Source organism: Streptomyces herbicida, from assembly GCF_032656585.1.
Lineage (GTDB): Bacteria > Actinomycetota > Actinomycetes > Streptomycetales > Streptomycetaceae > Streptomyces > Streptomyces herbicida.
Window position 1 is genome coordinate 355,656 of sequence record NZ_JAUYWJ010000005.1, and the last position, 17,854, is coordinate 373,509.

3 protein-coding genes are annotated in these 17,854 nt (G+C 74.4%); all 3 read left to right on the forward strand.

Annotation, left to right across the window (positions count from 1 at the left end):
* The first annotated feature begins 98 nt into the window (after positions 1-98).
* The 3 genes from Q8A52_RS13885 to Q8A52_RS13895 all read left to right on the forward strand — a co-directional run bounded on the left by Q8A52_RS13885 (position 99) and on the right by Q8A52_RS13895 (position 17,853).
* Positions 99-14,213 carry an SDR family NAD(P)-dependent oxidoreductase gene (locus Q8A52_RS13885; RefSeq protein ID WP_316751633.1) on the forward strand — a complete coding sequence of 4,705 codons (14,115 nt, stop codon included), beginning with the start codon at positions 99-101 and terminating at the stop codon, positions 14,211-14,213.
* 62 nt (positions 14,214-14,275) lie between these two features.
* A complete protein-coding gene (locus Q8A52_RS13890; RefSeq protein WP_316751635.1) occupies positions 14,276-16,720 on the forward strand; it encodes a thioester reductase domain-containing protein in 2,445 nt (814 codons plus the stop codon).
* Positions 16,717-17,853, forward strand: a complete 1,137-nt coding sequence (locus tag Q8A52_RS13895; protein ID WP_316751636.1) for an alpha/beta hydrolase — start codon at positions 16,717-16,719, stop codon at positions 17,851-17,853. The genes Q8A52_RS13890 and Q8A52_RS13895 overlap by 4 nt, the downstream gene beginning before the upstream one ends.
* The last annotated feature ends 1 nt before the right edge of the window (position 17,854 follow it).

The window sequence follows — 17,854 nt, forward strand, 5'->3', positions numbered from 1 at the left end:
CAGTCCTGCCCCCTTTTCCGTCGCCTGTCGCCTTCGCCGTAGCGCGAGCGGCCGTATGGAATCCGCCTGAGCCCGAGTTCACGAGGACACCTGCCCAGATGCCTGCGAACGAGTCCCCGAAGCAGTCCCCCGAGCCGTCCCCGACGACCTCCGAGGGCGTACGGGCCTGGCTGGCGTCGGCCGTCGCCGAGGCGGCCGGGATCGAGCCGCCGGCCGTCGACCCGGACCGGCCCATCGCCGAATTCGGCATCGGATCACGCCAGTTGGTGACCCTCGCCGCCGAGCTCTCCGAGCGGATCGGCCGGCCCCTGGAACCGTCCCTGGTCTTCAACCACCCCACGATCTCGGCGATCGCCGAGGCCGTCCTCGAACCACCCTCCGGCGCAACGGCGTCGACGACCCCCGAGCCGGCCCGGGCCGCCGCCGCCCGCCCGGACGACGACGTGGCCATCATCTCCATGGCCTGCCGCTTCCCCGGCGGAGCCGATGACCCCGAGGCGCTGTGGCGGCTGCTGGCCACGGGCGAGGACGCCATCTCCGAGGTTCCCGCGGGCCGTTGGGACACCCGCGGGCTACACGACCCCGACCCGGAGGCCACCGGAAAGGCCTACACCCTCCGCGGCGGATTCCTGGACGGCATCGACCGCTTCGACGCGCCCTTCTTCGGGATCTCCCCGCGCGAGGCCGCGGCCATGGACCCGCAGCAGCGGCTGCTGCTGCAGACCGCCTGGGAGACTCTGGAGCGGGCCGGCATCGTCCCGGACACGCTGAACGGCAGCTCCACCGGCGTCTACATCGGCCTGTACGACAGCGGCTATCTGGCCGCGGCCTCGCTCGGCCAGCTCGACGGGCATGTCGGTACCGGCTCGGCGGCCAGCGTGGCCTCCGGGCGCATCGCCTACACCCTCGGCCTCCAGGGTCCCGCGGTGACCGTCGACACCGCCTGCTCGTCCTCCCTCGTCGCGCTGCACCTGGCGGCGCGGGCGCTGGCGAGCGGCGAGTGCGACCTGGCGCTCGCCGGTGGCGCGACGCTCCTCGTGACGCCGCGCGGGCACGTCGAGTTCAGCAGGCTGCGCGGGCTGTCGCCGTCCGGGCGGTGCAGCCCGTTCTCGGCCGACGCCGACGGTGTGGTGTGGGCCGAGGGCTGCGGGCTGGTCCTGCTCAAGCGGCTCGCGGACGCACGCCGGGACGGCGACCGCGTGCTGGCCGTGGTCAAGGGCTCGGCGATCAACCAGGACGGCCGCAGCCAGGGCCTGAGCGCGCCCAACGGCCCCGCCCAGGAGCGGGTGCTGCGCGCCGCGCTGGACGCCGCCGGGCTGACGCCGCACGACCTGGACTACGTCGAGGCGCACGGCACCGGCACCCGTCTGGGCGACCCGATCGAGGGCCGGGCGCTGGCCAATGTGTTCGGGCCGGGCCGCCCCGCCGACCGGCCGCTCGGCGTGGGTTCCCTCAAGTCCAACATCGGTCACACCCAGGCCGCGGCGGGCATCGGCGGCGTCATCAAGACGGTGCTGGCCCTCGGCCACGAACGGATTCCGGCCTCGCTGCACGCCGAGAACCTCACCGGGCACATCGACTGGACGGACAGCGGCCTGCGCGTGCTCGGCGACGCCCAGGCATGGCCGCGCGAGCCCGGCCGGGCGCGGCGCGCCGGGGTGAGCGCCTTCGGCATCAGCGGCACCAACGCCCACGTGGTGCTGGAGGAGGCGCCCGAGGAGCCGGCCCGGGAAAGCTCCGGGTCCGGCACGGGCCCCCTGGGCCGCGAACTGCCCGCCACCGGCCTCTTCCCGCTCTCCGCCCGCGGCCTTCCCGCCCTCCGCGGACAGGCCGCCCGCCTCCTCGAAGCACTGGAAGCCCGGCCGCAACTGCCCCTGCCCGCCGTGGCCGCGACGCTCACCCACCATCGCACCCACTTCGACCACCGAGCCGTCGTCCGGGCGGGCCACCGCGACGAGTTGCTCACCGCCCTGCGCTCACTGGCCGAAGGCCGGCCCGAGCCCGACCCGACCGTCGGACCCGAGCAGACCCGGCCCGCGGGCAAGGTGGCCTTCGTCTTCCCCGGTCAGGGCGCCCAGTGGACCGGCATGGCCCGCGACCTGCTCGACCGGGACCCGGTGTTCGCCGACGAACTCGACCGCTGCGACGCCGCCCTGCGCCCCTTCACCGAGTGGTCGGTGACGTCGGTGCTGCGCGGTGCCGCGGGCGCGCCGTCCCTGGACCGGGTGGACGTGGTCCAGCCGGTGCTGTTCGCCGTGATGGTGTCGCTGGCCGGCGTGTGGCGGGCCCGGGGCATCCGGCCCGACGCCGTGATCGGACACAGCCAGGGCGAGGTCGCCGCGGCCTGTGTCGCGGGCGCGCTCAGCCTCAACGACGCCGCCGCCGTGGTCGCCCTGCGCAGCCAGGCCCTGACCGAGCTGTCCGGCACCGGCACCATGGCCGTCGTGGCGCTGCCCCACACCGAGGTCGAGACACGGCTGCCCGAAGGCGTGAGCGTCGCGGCCGTCAACAGCGGCCGGTCCACGGTGATCGCCGGCGACGTGGCGCCCCTGGAAACCTTCCTCGCCGGCCTCGAAGCCCAACAGGTCTTCGTCCGCCGCCTGGAGGTCGACTACGCCTCCCACAGCGCCCAGGTCGAACCGGTCCGCGCGACGATCCTCGACGAACTCGACGGCGTCATCAGCTGCCCGGCGTCCGTCGCCTGGTACTCCACCGTCACCGGTGAGCCCGTCACCGAGGAACTGGAAGCCGACTACTGGTACACCAACCTCCGGGAGACCGTGCGCTTCGCCGCCACCGTGGAGCGCATGGCCGCCGACGGCTACCGCCACTTCGTCGAGCTCAGCCCGCACCCCTCCCTGCTCACCGCCCTGCGCACCGTCGGCGAGGACTGCGGCCACGACCTGCTCGCCGTCGGCTCGCTGCGCCGCGACGAGGACGCCTCGGAGTGCCTGGACCGGGCCGCCGCCGAACTCCATGTCCACGGACGGCGGATCGACTGGCGCCGTCTGGTCGCCGACACGGCGCCCGTGGACCTGCCGACGTACGCCTGGGATTCGCAGCGCCACTGGATCGAGCCCGAGACCGGCACGGGCGGGCCCGGCCTGTTCGACCGTGCCGCGCACCCGTTGCTCGGCATCCAGCTCCAGTCGGCCGACGAGACGCGCTGGACCTTCCGCAACGAGTGGTCCCCGGCCACCGCCGACTGGCTGCCCGACCACGCCGTGTTCGGCCGGACCGTGGTCTCCGGCACGACCCTGGCGGAGCTGTGCCGCGCCGCCCTCGCCGTGGCCCGCCCGGACACCCCGGCCGACATCACCGCCCTGCTTCTGCTCAGCCCGCTGGTACTGCCGGACTCCCACACGGTCGAGGTGTCCGTCGAGGTGGTCACCGCCGGTCCCGTACCGGAGATCACCGTGCACAGCCGCCCGCGCGGCCAGGACGCCACCGGCTGGACCCTGCACGCCACCGCGTCCGCGGCCGAATCCGCCCCCGTGCCGCCCGGGCAGCCGCCGGTGTGGCCGGACACGGCCGCCGAGGTCTGGACCGCGAAGACCTACGAGCGGCTGGGCGCGCTCGGGCTCGGCTACGGTCCCGCCTTCCAGGGCGTGCGGTCGGTGGTCGCGACCGAGGACGGCGCCCTGCTGGCGCGCCTTTCGCTGCCGTCCGTCGCCCGTGACGTGGCCGACCCCTACCCGGTCCACCCAGCGCTGCTGGACGCCGCCCTCCAGGTCGCCGCGGCCTTCGACGCGGACGGCGGGCGGGTGTTCCTCCCGGTCGCCGTGGGCCGCTGCGTGCTGCCGCCCGGCGGCGCCGCCGACCTGACCGCGTCCGTACGGCGCACGGGCGGCTCCGCCACGGACCTCACGCTGGACGTGACGCTGTGGGACGCCGACGGACTCCCGGCCGGACGCCTCGAAACCGTACGGCTGCGGGCGGCCGACCCGGCCGACCTGGGCGGCGGCTCCGAGAACGGACGGCATCTGTACGAGGTCGCGTGGACGGCCCTGCCCGAGGAGCCCTCCGCCGCACCGCGCACCGCGTGGTCGGTCGTCGGCGACCGGTCCGATCCACAGGTCGCGGCCGCCCGGCAGGGCCTCGGCGCGGCGGGGGCCGAGGTGCGCGGCACAGGTGCCGATGTCGTCGTACGCATCTGGCCGCGTCCGGCCGAGGACACCGAACCGGCTGCCATGGCACAGGAGTTGGCGGCCGCGGCACTGGAGGAGCTGCAGGCTCTGATCGCGCTGCCCGGGGAGGAGGCCCCGTCCCGGACCGTCTGGGTGACCCGCGGCGCGGTCGCCGCGGCCGACGACGACCGGGTGACGGGCTTCGCCCAGTCGGTGCTGTGGGGCCTGGCGCGCAGTTCCCGCGCCGAGCACCCGGACCTCGGGCTGACCCTGCTCGACCTCGACGACCTCGGCGATCTCGACCACGCGGCCCTGGCGGCTGCCTTGCTCGCCGCCGGGGGTCTTCCCGACGAACCCGAACTCGCCCTCCGCGCGGGCACGTTGCTCGTCCCGAGGCTGGTGCGCGCCCGCCCCGCGGACACCTTGCGCCTGCCGGTGGGAGACCACTACGAGCTGGCCCTCGCCGACGAGCCGACGCTGCGCCCCGCCGAGCCGCTGCCGCTGGGGCCCGGCCAGGTGCGGATCCAGGTGCACGCCCTCGCGCTTCCGGTCCCCGGAGCGACATCCGTCGTGTGCGCCGGTGTGCTGAGCGAGGTCGCGGCCGACGTCGAGGGATTCCTTCCCGGCGTGCGGGTGGTCGCCGGGGCCGGCACCGCGCCGGGCTCCGAGGCGGTCACCGATGCGACGCGGGTCATGGTGGTCGCGGACGAAGTACCGTTCACTGCCGCGGTCGCGGCAGCCGAACACCCACGTGTCTTCCATGTCACCGACGCCCGCGAGGCGATCCGCCACCGAGCCGTCTCCGACCGCCCCGTGGTGCTGGATCTGGCCGGCACCCCCACCCCGGTCCCCACCGACGGCACCGTGCTGATCACCGGCGGGCTGGGAGCCGTCGGCCGGCACATCGCCCGCCTCCTCGCCGAACACGGCGTTTCCCGACTGCTCCTGACCTCACGTCAGGGACCCGACGGTCCCCGCACCGCCGAGGTCACCGCCGAACTGGCCGCGCTGGGCGCCGAGGTCGAGGTGGCGGCGTGCGACGTGGCGGACGCGTCGGCCGTGGCCCGCGTACTCGCCGGGATCGGCGAGGAGACGCCGCTGCGGGGCGTCGTGCACTGCGCCGGTGTCCTGGACGACGGGGTGGTCGCCGAGCTGACGCCCGAGCGGCTCGCACGGGTGCTGAGCCCGAAGGCCGACGGCGCCGCCCATCTGCACCGGCTCACCGCGGGCGCGCCCCTCGACCTGTTCCTCCTGGTCTCCTCGGCCGCCGGCGTCGTCGGCAACCCGGGCCAGGGCAACTACGCGGCGGCCAACGCCTTCCTGGACCAACTCGCCCACCACCGGCGCTCCTCGGGCCTGCCCGGCGTTTCCGTCTCGTTCGGCGCATGGGCCGGCGACGGCCTCGCCGCCGCACACGCCGACCTGGACCGGATGGCGCGCCTCGGCCATCGCGCCCTGACCCCCGACCAGGGCCGCGACCTGGTCGAGCTGTCCCTGCGGCGGAACGCGCCGCACCTGGTCGCCTGGGTCCTGGACCTGCCCCGGCTGCGCGAGCACACCGACGGGTCCGCTCTGTGGCGCTCGCTGCTGCCCGCGCCCCGCACCGACCGGCACACCGGCGACGGCCTGGCCGGCCGCCTGGCCCGGCTGCCGGAGGCGGAACGCGCCGAACGCGTCCTGGCCCTGGTCCGCGACGAGGTCTCCCGCGCCCTCGGCCTGCGCTCGGCGGAGTCCGTCCGCCCCGACCAGCCGCTGCGCGATCTCGGCATGGACTCGGTGACCGCGGTCGAACTCCGCAACCGCATCGGCACCCGTATCGGCGCCCGGCTCCCCGCGACCCTGCTGTTCGACCACCCCACCGCAGACCGGCTGGCCGCCCATCTGCTGGACAACGTCCTCGTCACGGACGGCGACCGTGCCGCCCGGCGGACCGCGTCCGCCCCGGCACGCCTCGGCACCCCGGCGACGGACGAGCCGATCGCCGTGGTCTCCATGGCCTGCCGGCTGCCGGGCGGGGTGAGCGACCCGGAGGGACTGTGGCGCCTGGTCGCGGACGGCCGTGACGCCGTCGGCCCGTTCCCGGCGGGGCGCTGGGACGTGGAGTCGCTGTACGACCCCGATCCGGACGCCCTCGGCAAGACATACGCCCGCGAGGGCGGCTTCCTGGAGGACATCGAGTCCTTCGACCCGGGCTTCTTCGGCATCACCCCGAAGGAGGCCGCCGCCATGGACCCGCAGCAGCGGCTGCTCCTGGAGACGTCCTGGGAGGCGCTGGAGCGCGCCGGGATCGTGCCCGCCGCACTGGCGGGCAGCACCACCGGTGTGTACGTCGGCATGTTCGGCAGCGACTATCTGTCCGGCTCGCGGCTCGACCAGCTGGACGGATACGTCGGCACCGGCTCGGCGCTGAGCGTGGCCTCGGGCCGCCTCGCCTACGCCCTCGGCCTGCACGGCCCGGCGATGACCGTCGACACGGCGTGCTCCTCCTCCCTGGTGGCCACCCACCTCGCGGCACAGGCGCTGCGGACCGGAGAGTGCGATCTCGCGCTGGCCGGCGGAGTGACCCTGATGGTCACACCCCAGACCTTCGTGGAGTTCAGCCGACTGCGCGGACTCTCCCCGACCGGCCGCTGCCGCTCCTTCTCCGACGACGCCGACGGCGCGATCTGGGCCGAGGGCGTCGGCATGCTCGTACTGAAGCGACTGAGCGACGCCCGGCGCGACGGGGACGAGGTACTGGCCGTGCTGCGCGGTACGGCCGTCAACCAGGACGGCCGCAGCCAGGGCCTGTCCGCGCCCAACGGACCGGCGCAGGAGCAGGTGATCCGGCGGGCGCTGGAACGGTCGGGACTGCAACCCGCCGACATCGACTACGTGGAGGCCCACGGGACCGGAACGACGCTCGGCGACCCGATCGAGGCCAACGCCCTGGCCGAGGTCTTCGCCGACTCCCGCCCCCAGGACCGCCCGCTGTACCTGGGCTCCCTCAAGTCCAACATCGGTCATGTGCAGGCGGCTTCGGGCGTGGCCGGGCTGATCAAGGTGGTCCAGTCGCTGCGGCACCGGACCCTGCCGCGCACCCTGCACGCCGACATGCCCAGCCGGCACGTCGAGTGGGACGGCAGCGGACTGCGGCTGCTCCAGGACGCCGTGGACTGGCCGTCGACGGGGGAGCGGGTCAGGCGCGCCGGGATCAGCGCCTTCGGGATCAGCGGCACCAACGCCCATGTGATCGTCGAGGAGGCCCCGCCCGTCGAGGCCGAGGCCCCGCATGAAACACCGCCGGAGAAAAGGCTGTTCGTGCTGTCCGGACGCGGCGAGAGCGCGCTGCGCGGACAGGCCGCGCGGCTGGCCCAGTACGTCACCGACGACACCTCGCTGCCGGACGCGGCCCACACCCTGGCCCGCCGTCGCAGCCACTTCGAGTGGCGCACGACCGTCGTCGCGGGCGACCGGGACGAACTCCTCTCCTCCCTCAAGGCGCTGAGCAGCGGGCGCAGGCCCCTGACACCGCCCCGCGAGGAGCAGACCGGCAAGGTGGCCTTCGTGTTCGCCGGGCACGGCGGCCAGTGGACCGGCATGGGCATGGAACTGCTGGCCGATTCGGAGGCGTTCCGTGAGGAGCTGACCCGTATCGACGAGGCCGTCCACCGGCAGGTCGGCTGGTCCGTGCTCAATGTGCTGCGCGCACCGGAGGAGTTCTCCCCGCTCGACCGCACGGAGTACCTCCAGCCGGTTCTGTTCGCGGTCAACGCGGCCCTGGCCGCCGCCTGGCGCGAGCTCGGCGTCACACCGGACGCGGTCGTCGGGCACAGCCTGGGCGAGATCGCCGCCGCCTACACCGCCGGCGCCCTGACGCTGGACGAGGCCGTGGCCGTGGTGACGGGGCGCGCCCAGGCGGTCGTACCCGTGGTCGGACAGGGCGGCATGCTGGCCGTGGAACTGCCCCGCGCGGACGTCGAGAAGCTGCTCGGACCGTATGCGGACCGGTTGTTCGTCGCGGCCGTCAACAGCGCCCGGGGCACGGCCGTTTCGGGCGACGCCGACGCACTGGCCGAGCTGCGCCGGAGCCTGGAGAAGCGGGAGGTCCCCGCGCGCGTCCTGTCGACGCCGTTCGCCTCGCACACCCCGCTGATGGAGCCGCTCCGCGACGAGCTGCTCGACCGCTTCTCCGCCGTCCGCGGCACCCGCACGCCCACACCGTTCTACTCGTCGGTGCTCGCCGAACCGGTGCCCGGGGACGGGCTGGACGCCGCGTACTGGTTCGCCAATCTCCGGCAGCCCGTGCGCTTCGCGGACACCGTCCGGCGGATGCTGGACGACGGCTACCGCTACTTCGTGGAGCTCAGCCCGCACCCGTCGCTCACCTCGTCGGTGGAGGCGGTCGCGGCCGAGGCCGGGATCGACGCGGTCGGCGTCGGTTCGCTGCGCCGGCAGCGGGACGGCCGGGACGTACTGCTGGGCAGGGTGGGCGAGTTGTACACGGCCGGGCACTCGCCCGACTGGGCCGCCCTGTTCCCTCGGGGCCGCCGGGTGGACCTGCCCACCTACGCCTTCGCCCGCGAACGGCACTGGCTCGCCCCGGTCCACTCCGGCGGCGCGACCGGGGGTTCACCGCTGCTCGGCACCCACGTCGAGGCCAGCGACGAGCCGGACAAGGACATCTTCCAGAGCGAGATCGACCTGCGCGACACCCGCTTCGCCTATCTGACCGACCACCGGGTCACCGGCGAGGTGTGGCTGCCCGGTGCGGCCTTCCTCGACATGGCGCTCGAGGCCGCGTCCGCGGTGACGGAGGGCGGCGAGGTGAGGCTGGCCGAGGTCGCGTTCGTCCAGCCGCTGCGCCTGGACGAGGAACGGCCCGTACGGCTCCAACTCGTGCTGCGGGCCGCCGAGAACGGCTTCCGGGACTTCACCGTCGCCTCCGCCGCGAAGGGCGAGCGCTGGGAACGGCACGTCACCGGCCGGCTCGCGGTTGCCAACGCCGGGACCGAGGCGGACCAGGACGAGGACCTGCCCGCGCTGCGTGAGCGGTGTGCGGAACGCGTCGACATACCGGCCGTGTACGCCGGACTCGCCGCCCTCGGCATCGACTACGGCCCCTTCTTCCGGGGCCTGGAGGAGGGCCACCGTACCGATGCCGCCGCGGTCGGCCGGCTCGCCGCCAAGCCCGCCGCCGGTCATCTGCTGCACCCCGCCGTGCTCGACGCCGCCTTCCACTCGGCCGCGCTCCCCGTAAACGCCCCGCAGGGGCGGGCGTTCGTGCCCGCCGGGGTCGGACGGCTGCGGTTCACCGGGCTGCGCACCACACCGGCCTGGGTGACCTGTGCCCTGCGCGGCGTGGACGGCGACACCGCGACGCTCGACCTGCGGCTGTGGGACGAGAACGACCAACTCGTCCTGGAGGCCTCGGAGTTCCGGCTCGCCGCGCTCTCGCCGCTGGACGGCGCGCTCTTCGAGACCCGCTGGCAGCCCCGCCCCGAGGCACAGGAGGCGCCCGACGGCGGCGGCTGGCTGATCCTCGCCGACGAGACCGGAGTGGCCGAAGAACTCGCCGACAGGCTCGGAGATCTGGTGCCGCACGTGATCGCCCGCAGGGGTGCGGCGTTCGGTGCCGAAGGCCCCGGACGGTATGTGCTCGACCCGGCCGATCCGGCCCAGCTGGCCCGACTGCTGGACGAGGCCTACCCGGACGGGCCGCCCGGTCGGGTGGTCCAGCTCTCCGCGCTCGACGCCCCGGCGATCGGCGACGCCGACACCGCCGAGGAGGCAGCGCGCCTGTGCTGCCTGAGCACCCTGCATCTGGTGCGGACCCTCGCCGACCGGCCGAGGGGCCGGACACCCCGCCTGTTCGTGGTCGTACGCGGCAGCCAGGCCGCCGGCGACAGCGGCCGCGTGACGCACCCCCAGCAGGCGCTGGCCTGGGGCTTCGGACTCGCCGTGGCGCAGGAGTACCCCGAACTGGCGACCACGCTCGTCGACCTGCCGCCCACGGGCGGTGCCGGGGAACTGTGGACGCAGCTGTGGCACGCGGACGACGAACGGCTGGTCGCGCTGCGCGAGTCGGGCCGTCTCGTGCCGCGCCTGGCCCGCACCCGCCCGGACGACGCCGATGACGCCGGGACCGACGGCGTGCACCTGATCACCGGCGGTCTGGGCGGCCTCGGCCGGGTCGTCGCCGAGCGGCTGGTCCGGCGCGGCGCCCGACGGCTCGCCCTGATGAGCCGGGGCACGCCCGACGCCGACACCGCCGCCTGGATCCGGGGCCTGGAGGAGCGCGGTGTCACCGTGCACCTGCCCCGCGCCGACGTCGCCGACCGGGCCGGCCTCGCGGCCGCCCTGGACGCCGTACGACACGAAGCAGGTCCGGTCACCACGGTCGTGCACGCGGCCGGTGTCCTCGACGACGCCACCGTGGCAAACCTGACCGACGAGCGTGTCCTGCGTGTCCTCGCCCCCAAGGTGCTGGGCACCGCCCTGCTCACCGAGCTGATCCCGGAAGCCCGGAACCTGGTGCTGTTCGCCTCGGCGGCCGGACTCCTCGGCTCGGCCGGTCAGAGCCCGTACTCCGCGGCCAACGCCTTCCTCGACGCCTGGGCGCATCACCTCTGCCTCGCCGGCCGGCGGGCGCTGAGCCTCGACTGGGGCGCCTGGGCCGGCGTCGGCATGGTCGCCGAGTCCGGCACCCGGGCCGCCGAGACCAGCCGCTCCGGACTGATCGCCTTCTCCCCGCAGGACGGCGGCGAACTGTTCGAGCGGGTGCTGAACAGCGGCCGCCGTCAGCTCGCGCCCGTCGCCCTCGACTGGGAACTGCTCGGGCTCGACCCGGACGCGGTGCGCAGCCGCCCGATCCTGGGCGACCTGATCACCCTCCCCACGGGCGGCGCCGACACCGACGACCTCGTCAAGAAGGTGTTCGCCGCCACCACGGAGCACGACCGCGCCGAGTGGCTGGAGGCGTACGTACGGGCCCGGGTCGGTGAGGTCTCCGGCGGTGCCGTGGACGTGTTCGCGACCACGGCCCTGAAGGAACTCGGCCTGGACTCCCTGATGCTGGTCCGGCTGCGCAACGCCTTCGCCCGCGACCTCGGGGCCGAACTCCCGGCCGCCGACGTGTTCTCCGCCGCCGACATCCGCGGCCTCGCCCGCGCCCTGGGCGCGGCCCTGCCCGACCGGGCGACGACAGCGCGCGCGGAGAAGGCGGACCCGGCGGCGGAAGTGCCCGGGACCGAACTGCGGCCCGCCACCAGGGACGTCGTGCGGCTCCTGCGCAGCGCCCAGCCGGGCATGCCCGACGCGGCCCACGGCGTCGGCCTCGCCGTACGCCTCACCGCGCCGGCCGACCGCGAGACCCTCACGGACGTCATCGACCGGCTCGCCGCACGGCACGCCGCCCTGCGCACCGCGATCGTCACCGGGCCCGAAGGCGGGCGGCAGCTGCGCGTGGACCGGGAGCTGACGCAGCCGCTGCTGCGCTGGACCGCCGACCCGGACGCCGATCCGGCCGACCGGCTGCGCCGGCTGCTGGAGCCGCCGTTCGACCTGGCGAGCCCGTCGCTGTGGCGGTTCGAACTGCTCGACGGCGGCGCAGCCGGCCAGATCCTGGTCTTCGGCGCGCACCACGCGGTCAGCGATCTGCAGTCCCTGCTGCTCGTGGCCGGGGAGATCGACGCCGAACTGTCCGGCACCCCGCTCGGCGGCACCGTCACCAACCGGGACATCGACCTGCTGATCGAGGCCCAGGAAGGCGGCCAAGGGGCCACCGCCGAGTGGCGCGAGGCCTTCCACGGCAGCGAGCGGCTGGACCTGACGCTCACCCATGACCGGCCGGAGTCCCGTTCGTACCGGGCCGGCAGCGTCACCGTCACCCTCCCCGACGGACTCATGGAGCGCGTCTCGGCGGCCGCGAGCGGTCTGGCCGTCACCCCGGCCGCCTTCTGCCTCGGCACGCTGACCGTGCTGCTGGCCAGGAAGCGGGAGCGCGAGCGGTTCGTGCTCGCCGTGCCCGTCGACACCCGCATCCACGCCGACGCGTTCGGCGCCGTGGGCTTCTACGGCGTGCCCGTGCCGTTCCCGGCGCAGGCCGCGGCGGGTGAGACGGTGGAGGAGGTGCTGCGCCGGACCGACGGCCGGCTGGAGAAGGTCCTGGCGAAGGGCGCCATGTTCTCGGACGTCCTGGCCACGCTGGCCAAGCAGGGGCTGCACCGGGCGAACGCGCCCCTCGTGGAGGTGTACTTCAACTTCGTCCGCTTCTCCGGAGGACTGAACCGGCTGGAGGTGCTGCCCACGGGGACCGGATACACCGACCTCGACCTGATGATCACCATGACTCCGGACGCCGGCACGGTCCGGCTCGACCACAACCTCGACATCCTGGACGCGGCGACCGCCACCGCGCTGGGAGAGGAGTTCCTGCGGCTGCTCGAGGAGACGGCGCGGGACGCGACGGCGGTCGTGCGGGAGGCCGGTGCGGTCGCGGCCCCAGCCCGTGAGGAAGGGCCCGCCGAAGTACGGCGGCCGTCCCTCGCCCTCGCCGCCACCTTCGCCCTCGGCAACCTCCCCCTGATGTGCGGGGCCGCACTGGAGGAGGGCGTCACCGTCGCGGAGGCCCCGTACCACCAGGTCCTGGCGAGCCTGCAGGACCCGTCCGGCGTCCTCGCCGACCCGGCCACGGCGGTGGGCGTGGTGCTGCTACGGGCCGCGGACCTGGAGCGGTTCGGCCCGGTGGACGACACGCTCCTCGCCGAGCTGCGCACCGCCTACCCGGCCGCGCTGAAGGCTCTGTCCGAACGGACCCGCAGGCCGCTCGTCGTCGGCTTCCTGCCTGCCGCCCGCGAAGAGGAACGCTTCGTCGAGTGGGACCGCGGGATCGCCGCCGACCTGGCCGGGCTGCCCGGCATCGCGGTCCTCGGCCCCGACGAGTGGACCCGCCACCACCAGGTGGACGAACGCTTCGACGCGCGCACCGATCGGCTGGCCCACCTGCCCTTCACCCCGCAGTTCCAGGCGGCCGTCGCCCTGCGCCTCGCCGAGGTCGTACGGGCCGTGCTGCGCCCGGCGCCCAAGGTCGTCGCCGTCGACGGCGACGAGACCCTGTGGGGCGGCGTCGCCGGGGAGATCGGCCCGGAGGCGGTGGACCTCACCGGACCGCGTGCCCTGCTGGCGCGCAGGCTGCTCCAGTGGCGGGCGGCGGGCGCCCTGCTGGCGCTGGTCAGCAACAACGACGAGGCCACGGTGCGGGCCGTCCTGGACCGCCCCGACAGCCTGCTGAAGGCCGAGCACTTCAGCGTGCTCTCCGCCGCCTGGAGCCCGAAGCCGGCCCGGGTCGCGGACGCGGCACGCACGCTCAACCTCGGGGTGGACAGCTTCCTGTTCCTGGACGACAACCCGGCCGAGATCGCCAAGATGCGGGCGGCACTGCCGCAGGTGCTGTCCGTGACCTGCCCGCCGGCCGGTGAACTCGACGGCTTCCTCGACCGTTTGTGGCCGCTGGTTCCGGCCGCGGCGACCGCCGAGGACGCGCTGCGGGCGCGGTTCTACGAGCAGGAGCGGGAGCGGGACGCGGTGCGCGAACAGGGCGGGTTCGAGGAGTTCCTGGCCCAGCTGGAGCTGGCGGTCGACATCCGGGCCCTGGCCGAGGACGACGTGCAGCGTGCCGAGCAACTCGTCCGTCGCACCAACCAGTTCACCCTGCGGGCCCGGTCCTCCGACGGCGGCGATCTCGCCCGGTGGCGGGAGCGCGGCGAGGTGTGGACGGCGGCGGCCCGCGACCGGTTCGGCGATTACGGCCAGATCGCCCTGCTCGCCGTCCGTGCCGAGGGCGACCAACTCGACCTCCTGGCCTGGATGATGAGCTGCCGCGCACTCGGCCGGGGCGTCGAGGAACGCCTGTTGGGCTGGCTCGCCGACCGTGCCGACGTGCTGGGCTGCGCCAAGGTCCGGATGTCGGCGGAGCGGACCCCGCGCAACGTACCCGCCCGGCGGCTGCTGGCCGCACTCGGCGGTGGCCACCAGGACGACGAGCGGCTGGAGGTCGTCGTCACGCCGGACCATCTGCGGGCCTTCCGGTCCTGGGAGCAGCAGTGACGGACCCGTGGAGCAAGGAACAGCAGTGAGCGACAGGACAGTGCACAACGTGAAGGGCTCTCATGCGTGATCTGAACGACGACGGCGGCAGGCAGGCGACCGCCGAGGCCATCGAGCGGGGTGGCGGCGGGCTCGGCGTGACCGACCTCCTGGCCCGGCTGCAGACGGCGGCGGCCGGGCCGGCCCCCGCCCCGGCGGTCCGGGACGTGGACGGCCTGGCGGCCACCATCGCCACCGCGGCGGGCCGCTACCTGCCCTCCGGCCGACTGGCTCCGGACGCCGACTTCTTCGACGCGGGCGGTACGTCCGTCCACGCGGTGGAGCTCATCGCGGAGCTGGAGGACGAGCTGGGCATCGAGGTCGATCTGGACGACGTCTTCGCCGACGCCCGGCCGATCAGCCTGGCCCGGCGCTGGCTGCCGGTGATCGCGGGCACGGCGACGGAGCAGACCGGTTCCGGCGCGGCCCCGGGCCCGGCGGTCACCGGTTCCGGCGCCGCACCGGCTCCGGGGAGCGGCACCGCGGGCGCGGCGGCCCCCGTCACACCGGCCGCCCTCCCGCTCCCCGCCGCCGGCACCGCCCCCGCCCCGGCTCCGAGCATCCTCCCCGTCCCGGCGCCCCGCACCCCACCCGCCGTGCTGAGCACCCCCCGGTCCACCACCGACCGCCACTCCCGGGCCCGCCAGGAGGACCTCGACCAGATCCTGGCCGATCTCGCCCTCGCCGACCGGCTCCCCTTCACCGACGTACCCGAGCCGCTGCCGCCCTGCCGGATCCTGCTCACCGGTGCCACCGGCTTCCTCGGCGGCCATATGCTGCTCGACCTGTTGCGGCACAGCGACGCCCATGTGTACTGCCTGGTCCGCGCGGCCGACGAGAAGGCGGCCGAGGCCCGGCTGGCGGAGCAGCTGCGCAGCTACCGGCTCCCCTGGTCGTCGGAGGTGCGACGCCGGGTGACCGTGCTGCCCGGCGACATCCGCCGCCCGCGTCTTGGTCTGTCCGACGAGCTGTGGCACAGCCTCGCCCAGGAACTCGACAGCGTCGTCGGCGTGGCGGCGGCCGTGGACTTCCTGCGCGGCTACCAGTCCCTGCGCGGCAGCAATGTCCTCGGCACGCTGACCCTGGCCGAGCTCGCGGCGACCGGCCGCCCCAAACCGCTGCACCACATCTCCTCGATCGCGGTGTTCAACGAGGTCGGCATCACCTCGATGGGCGAGGACGACCCGCTCGCCCACATCGACCGGCTCATCTCCGGCTACGACCAGTCCAAGTGGGCCGCCGAGGTCGCGCTGCGCCGGGCCCGCGACCACGGCCTGGTGGTCACCGCCCTGCGCCCCGGCGGCATCGGGGGCCACACCAGGACCGGCGCGTACAACCCGCTCGACCTCAGCAGCGGTCTGATCTCGGCCTTCGGCCGCTTCCGCACCGTACCGGCGTTCCGCTACCTCAACGCCGCCCCGGTCGACTGGGTGAGCCGGGTCGCGGTCGCCGCGATCTGCGAGCCGGACGCCTGGGGCTTCGACTACAACCTGACCGGCGTCCCCAACACCCTCGACGACGTCGTACGGGACATGGCGCTCGGCGGCATGCATGTGCGCGTCCAGGACTGGGACGAGTGGCGCACCGGCGCCCTGGCCCGGCTCGACACCGAACCCATACCCGAACTGGCCTTCCTGAGCCGGGTGTTGCAGAGCCCCACCGCCCTCAAGCTGGTCGAGGCCACACTGAAGGGACCCGCGGCCGGCAGCGAGCGCACCGACTCCCTCGTCGCGGCCCTCGGCCTGCCGCCCGCGGCCCGCTACGACGCACAGGCCCAGACGAGGACCTTCGAGAAACTTGCCGACGACGGCCTGGCCCGGCTGCCCCACAAGGACGACCAGCCCTATCTGTGGTTCACCGAGACGACCGAGGGCACCGTCGGCCCGGTCGGCGCGAACGCCGAGACGCCCTGCTCGATGGCGCTCACCCTGTCCATCGCGAGCATGTACCAGCTGGTGAAGGAGCGCCGGATCGACGTGACCGGCGAAGTGACCTGCCCCGCGATCCACCCCGGCCCGCTGACCGTCGAGCGCGGCGACGTCTGGATCCGCCCCGAGGAGGGCATCCCGCAGCACCACGGCCTCAGGCACCAACTCCTGCGCTACCGGCTGCGGTTGCGCGACGCAGACGGCGGACAGTGGTGGCTGGAGGGCCGCAAGTACGCCCGCGCCCGCCGGGACCTGTGGCGGCAGACCCGCGCCCTGACCGTCGAGATCGGCCGCGAGGGCGAGGCCGCGAGCCTGCTCGGCGAGGTCGTCGTACCCGCCGATTCCTACGTCCGCGACCAGATCGACGGCATCAAGGTCGACCCGCGTCTGACCGGTCGGGAGAAGCGGGCCGCCAAGCTGACCTGGCTCGCCTGGTTCGGTCTGGAGATGGGCCGCGGACTGCTCGGCCCGTTCACCCGGGCCGCCGCGGACCTGCTCGACCTGCGCCGCACCCCGACCCTCACGGAGCGCAACCGATGATGTTCAAGGCCACGACCTCCCGCACCCGGCCCGCGCTCCGCAAGGTCCGCACCACCGCGGCCCCGCGCCCGCTGCGCCACCGTCTCGACCCCACCCGGGTCGAGGAGATCCCCTTCCGGACGAGCGACGGCGTACGGCTCGGCCTGACCCGCGTCGACACCGGTGACACCGGCCGCCCCGCCGTACTGCTCCTGCACGGGCACACCGCCTCCGCGGACATGTTCCTGCTGCCGGAGACCCGCAACCTGGTCGACGTCCTGCTCGACGACGGCTACGAGCCCTGGCTGCTCGACTGGCGGGGCAGCTGCCGGCTGCCGTACAACGAGACCGGCGGCAGGTACACCTACGACGACGTGGCGTTGTACGACATCCCCGAGGCCGTCTCCCACATCCGCGAACGCATCGGCGACCGGCCGCTGTTCGTGGTCGCCCACTGCATCGGCTCCCTCACCCTGTCGATGAGCATGACGGCGGGGCTCGTGCCGGGCCTTGCCGGAGTCGTCTCCCAGGGCGTCTTCCTGACCCCGAAGTTCGCGGGCCGCACCTCGCTGCGCATGTCGGTGGCGGGGGAGCTGCTCAAGACCCGGATCGACCACATCCCGGTCGACTTCCGCAAGGTGGGCCTGTGGTCCAAGTACACGCCCCTGTTCGCCCTGGCCTCCCGCAGGGCGAGCTGTCCCGACCCGACCTGCCAGATCCTGCACAACTCGGCCTGGGGCTCGGGCGCCTCGCTGTTCGTGCACGAGAACCTCGCCGAGGCCACCCACGACCGGCTCGCCGAGCTCCTCGGCCCCGCGCCGCTGTGGATCCTGCCGCATCTGCGCCGGATCGAGCTGGCCCGCAGCGTCGTGCGCTGGCACGACACCGACCACCGCTACCGGGCGCTGCCGCCCAACGCGCTGGACGCGGCCGGCCGCATCGACGCCCCGGTGCTGCTCCTGGCGGGCAGTGACAACGGGCTGTGGCTGGACTCGCAGCGACTCTGTCACGAGGTGCTGGCACACCGGCAGCCGCAGCTCGACGTGGCGTACACCGAGATCCCCGGATACGGCCACCTCGACACGTTCCTCGGCCGGGGCGCCGCCCTCGACGTGTTCGGGCACATCCTGGAATTCCTCGGCGAACGACGGTGAC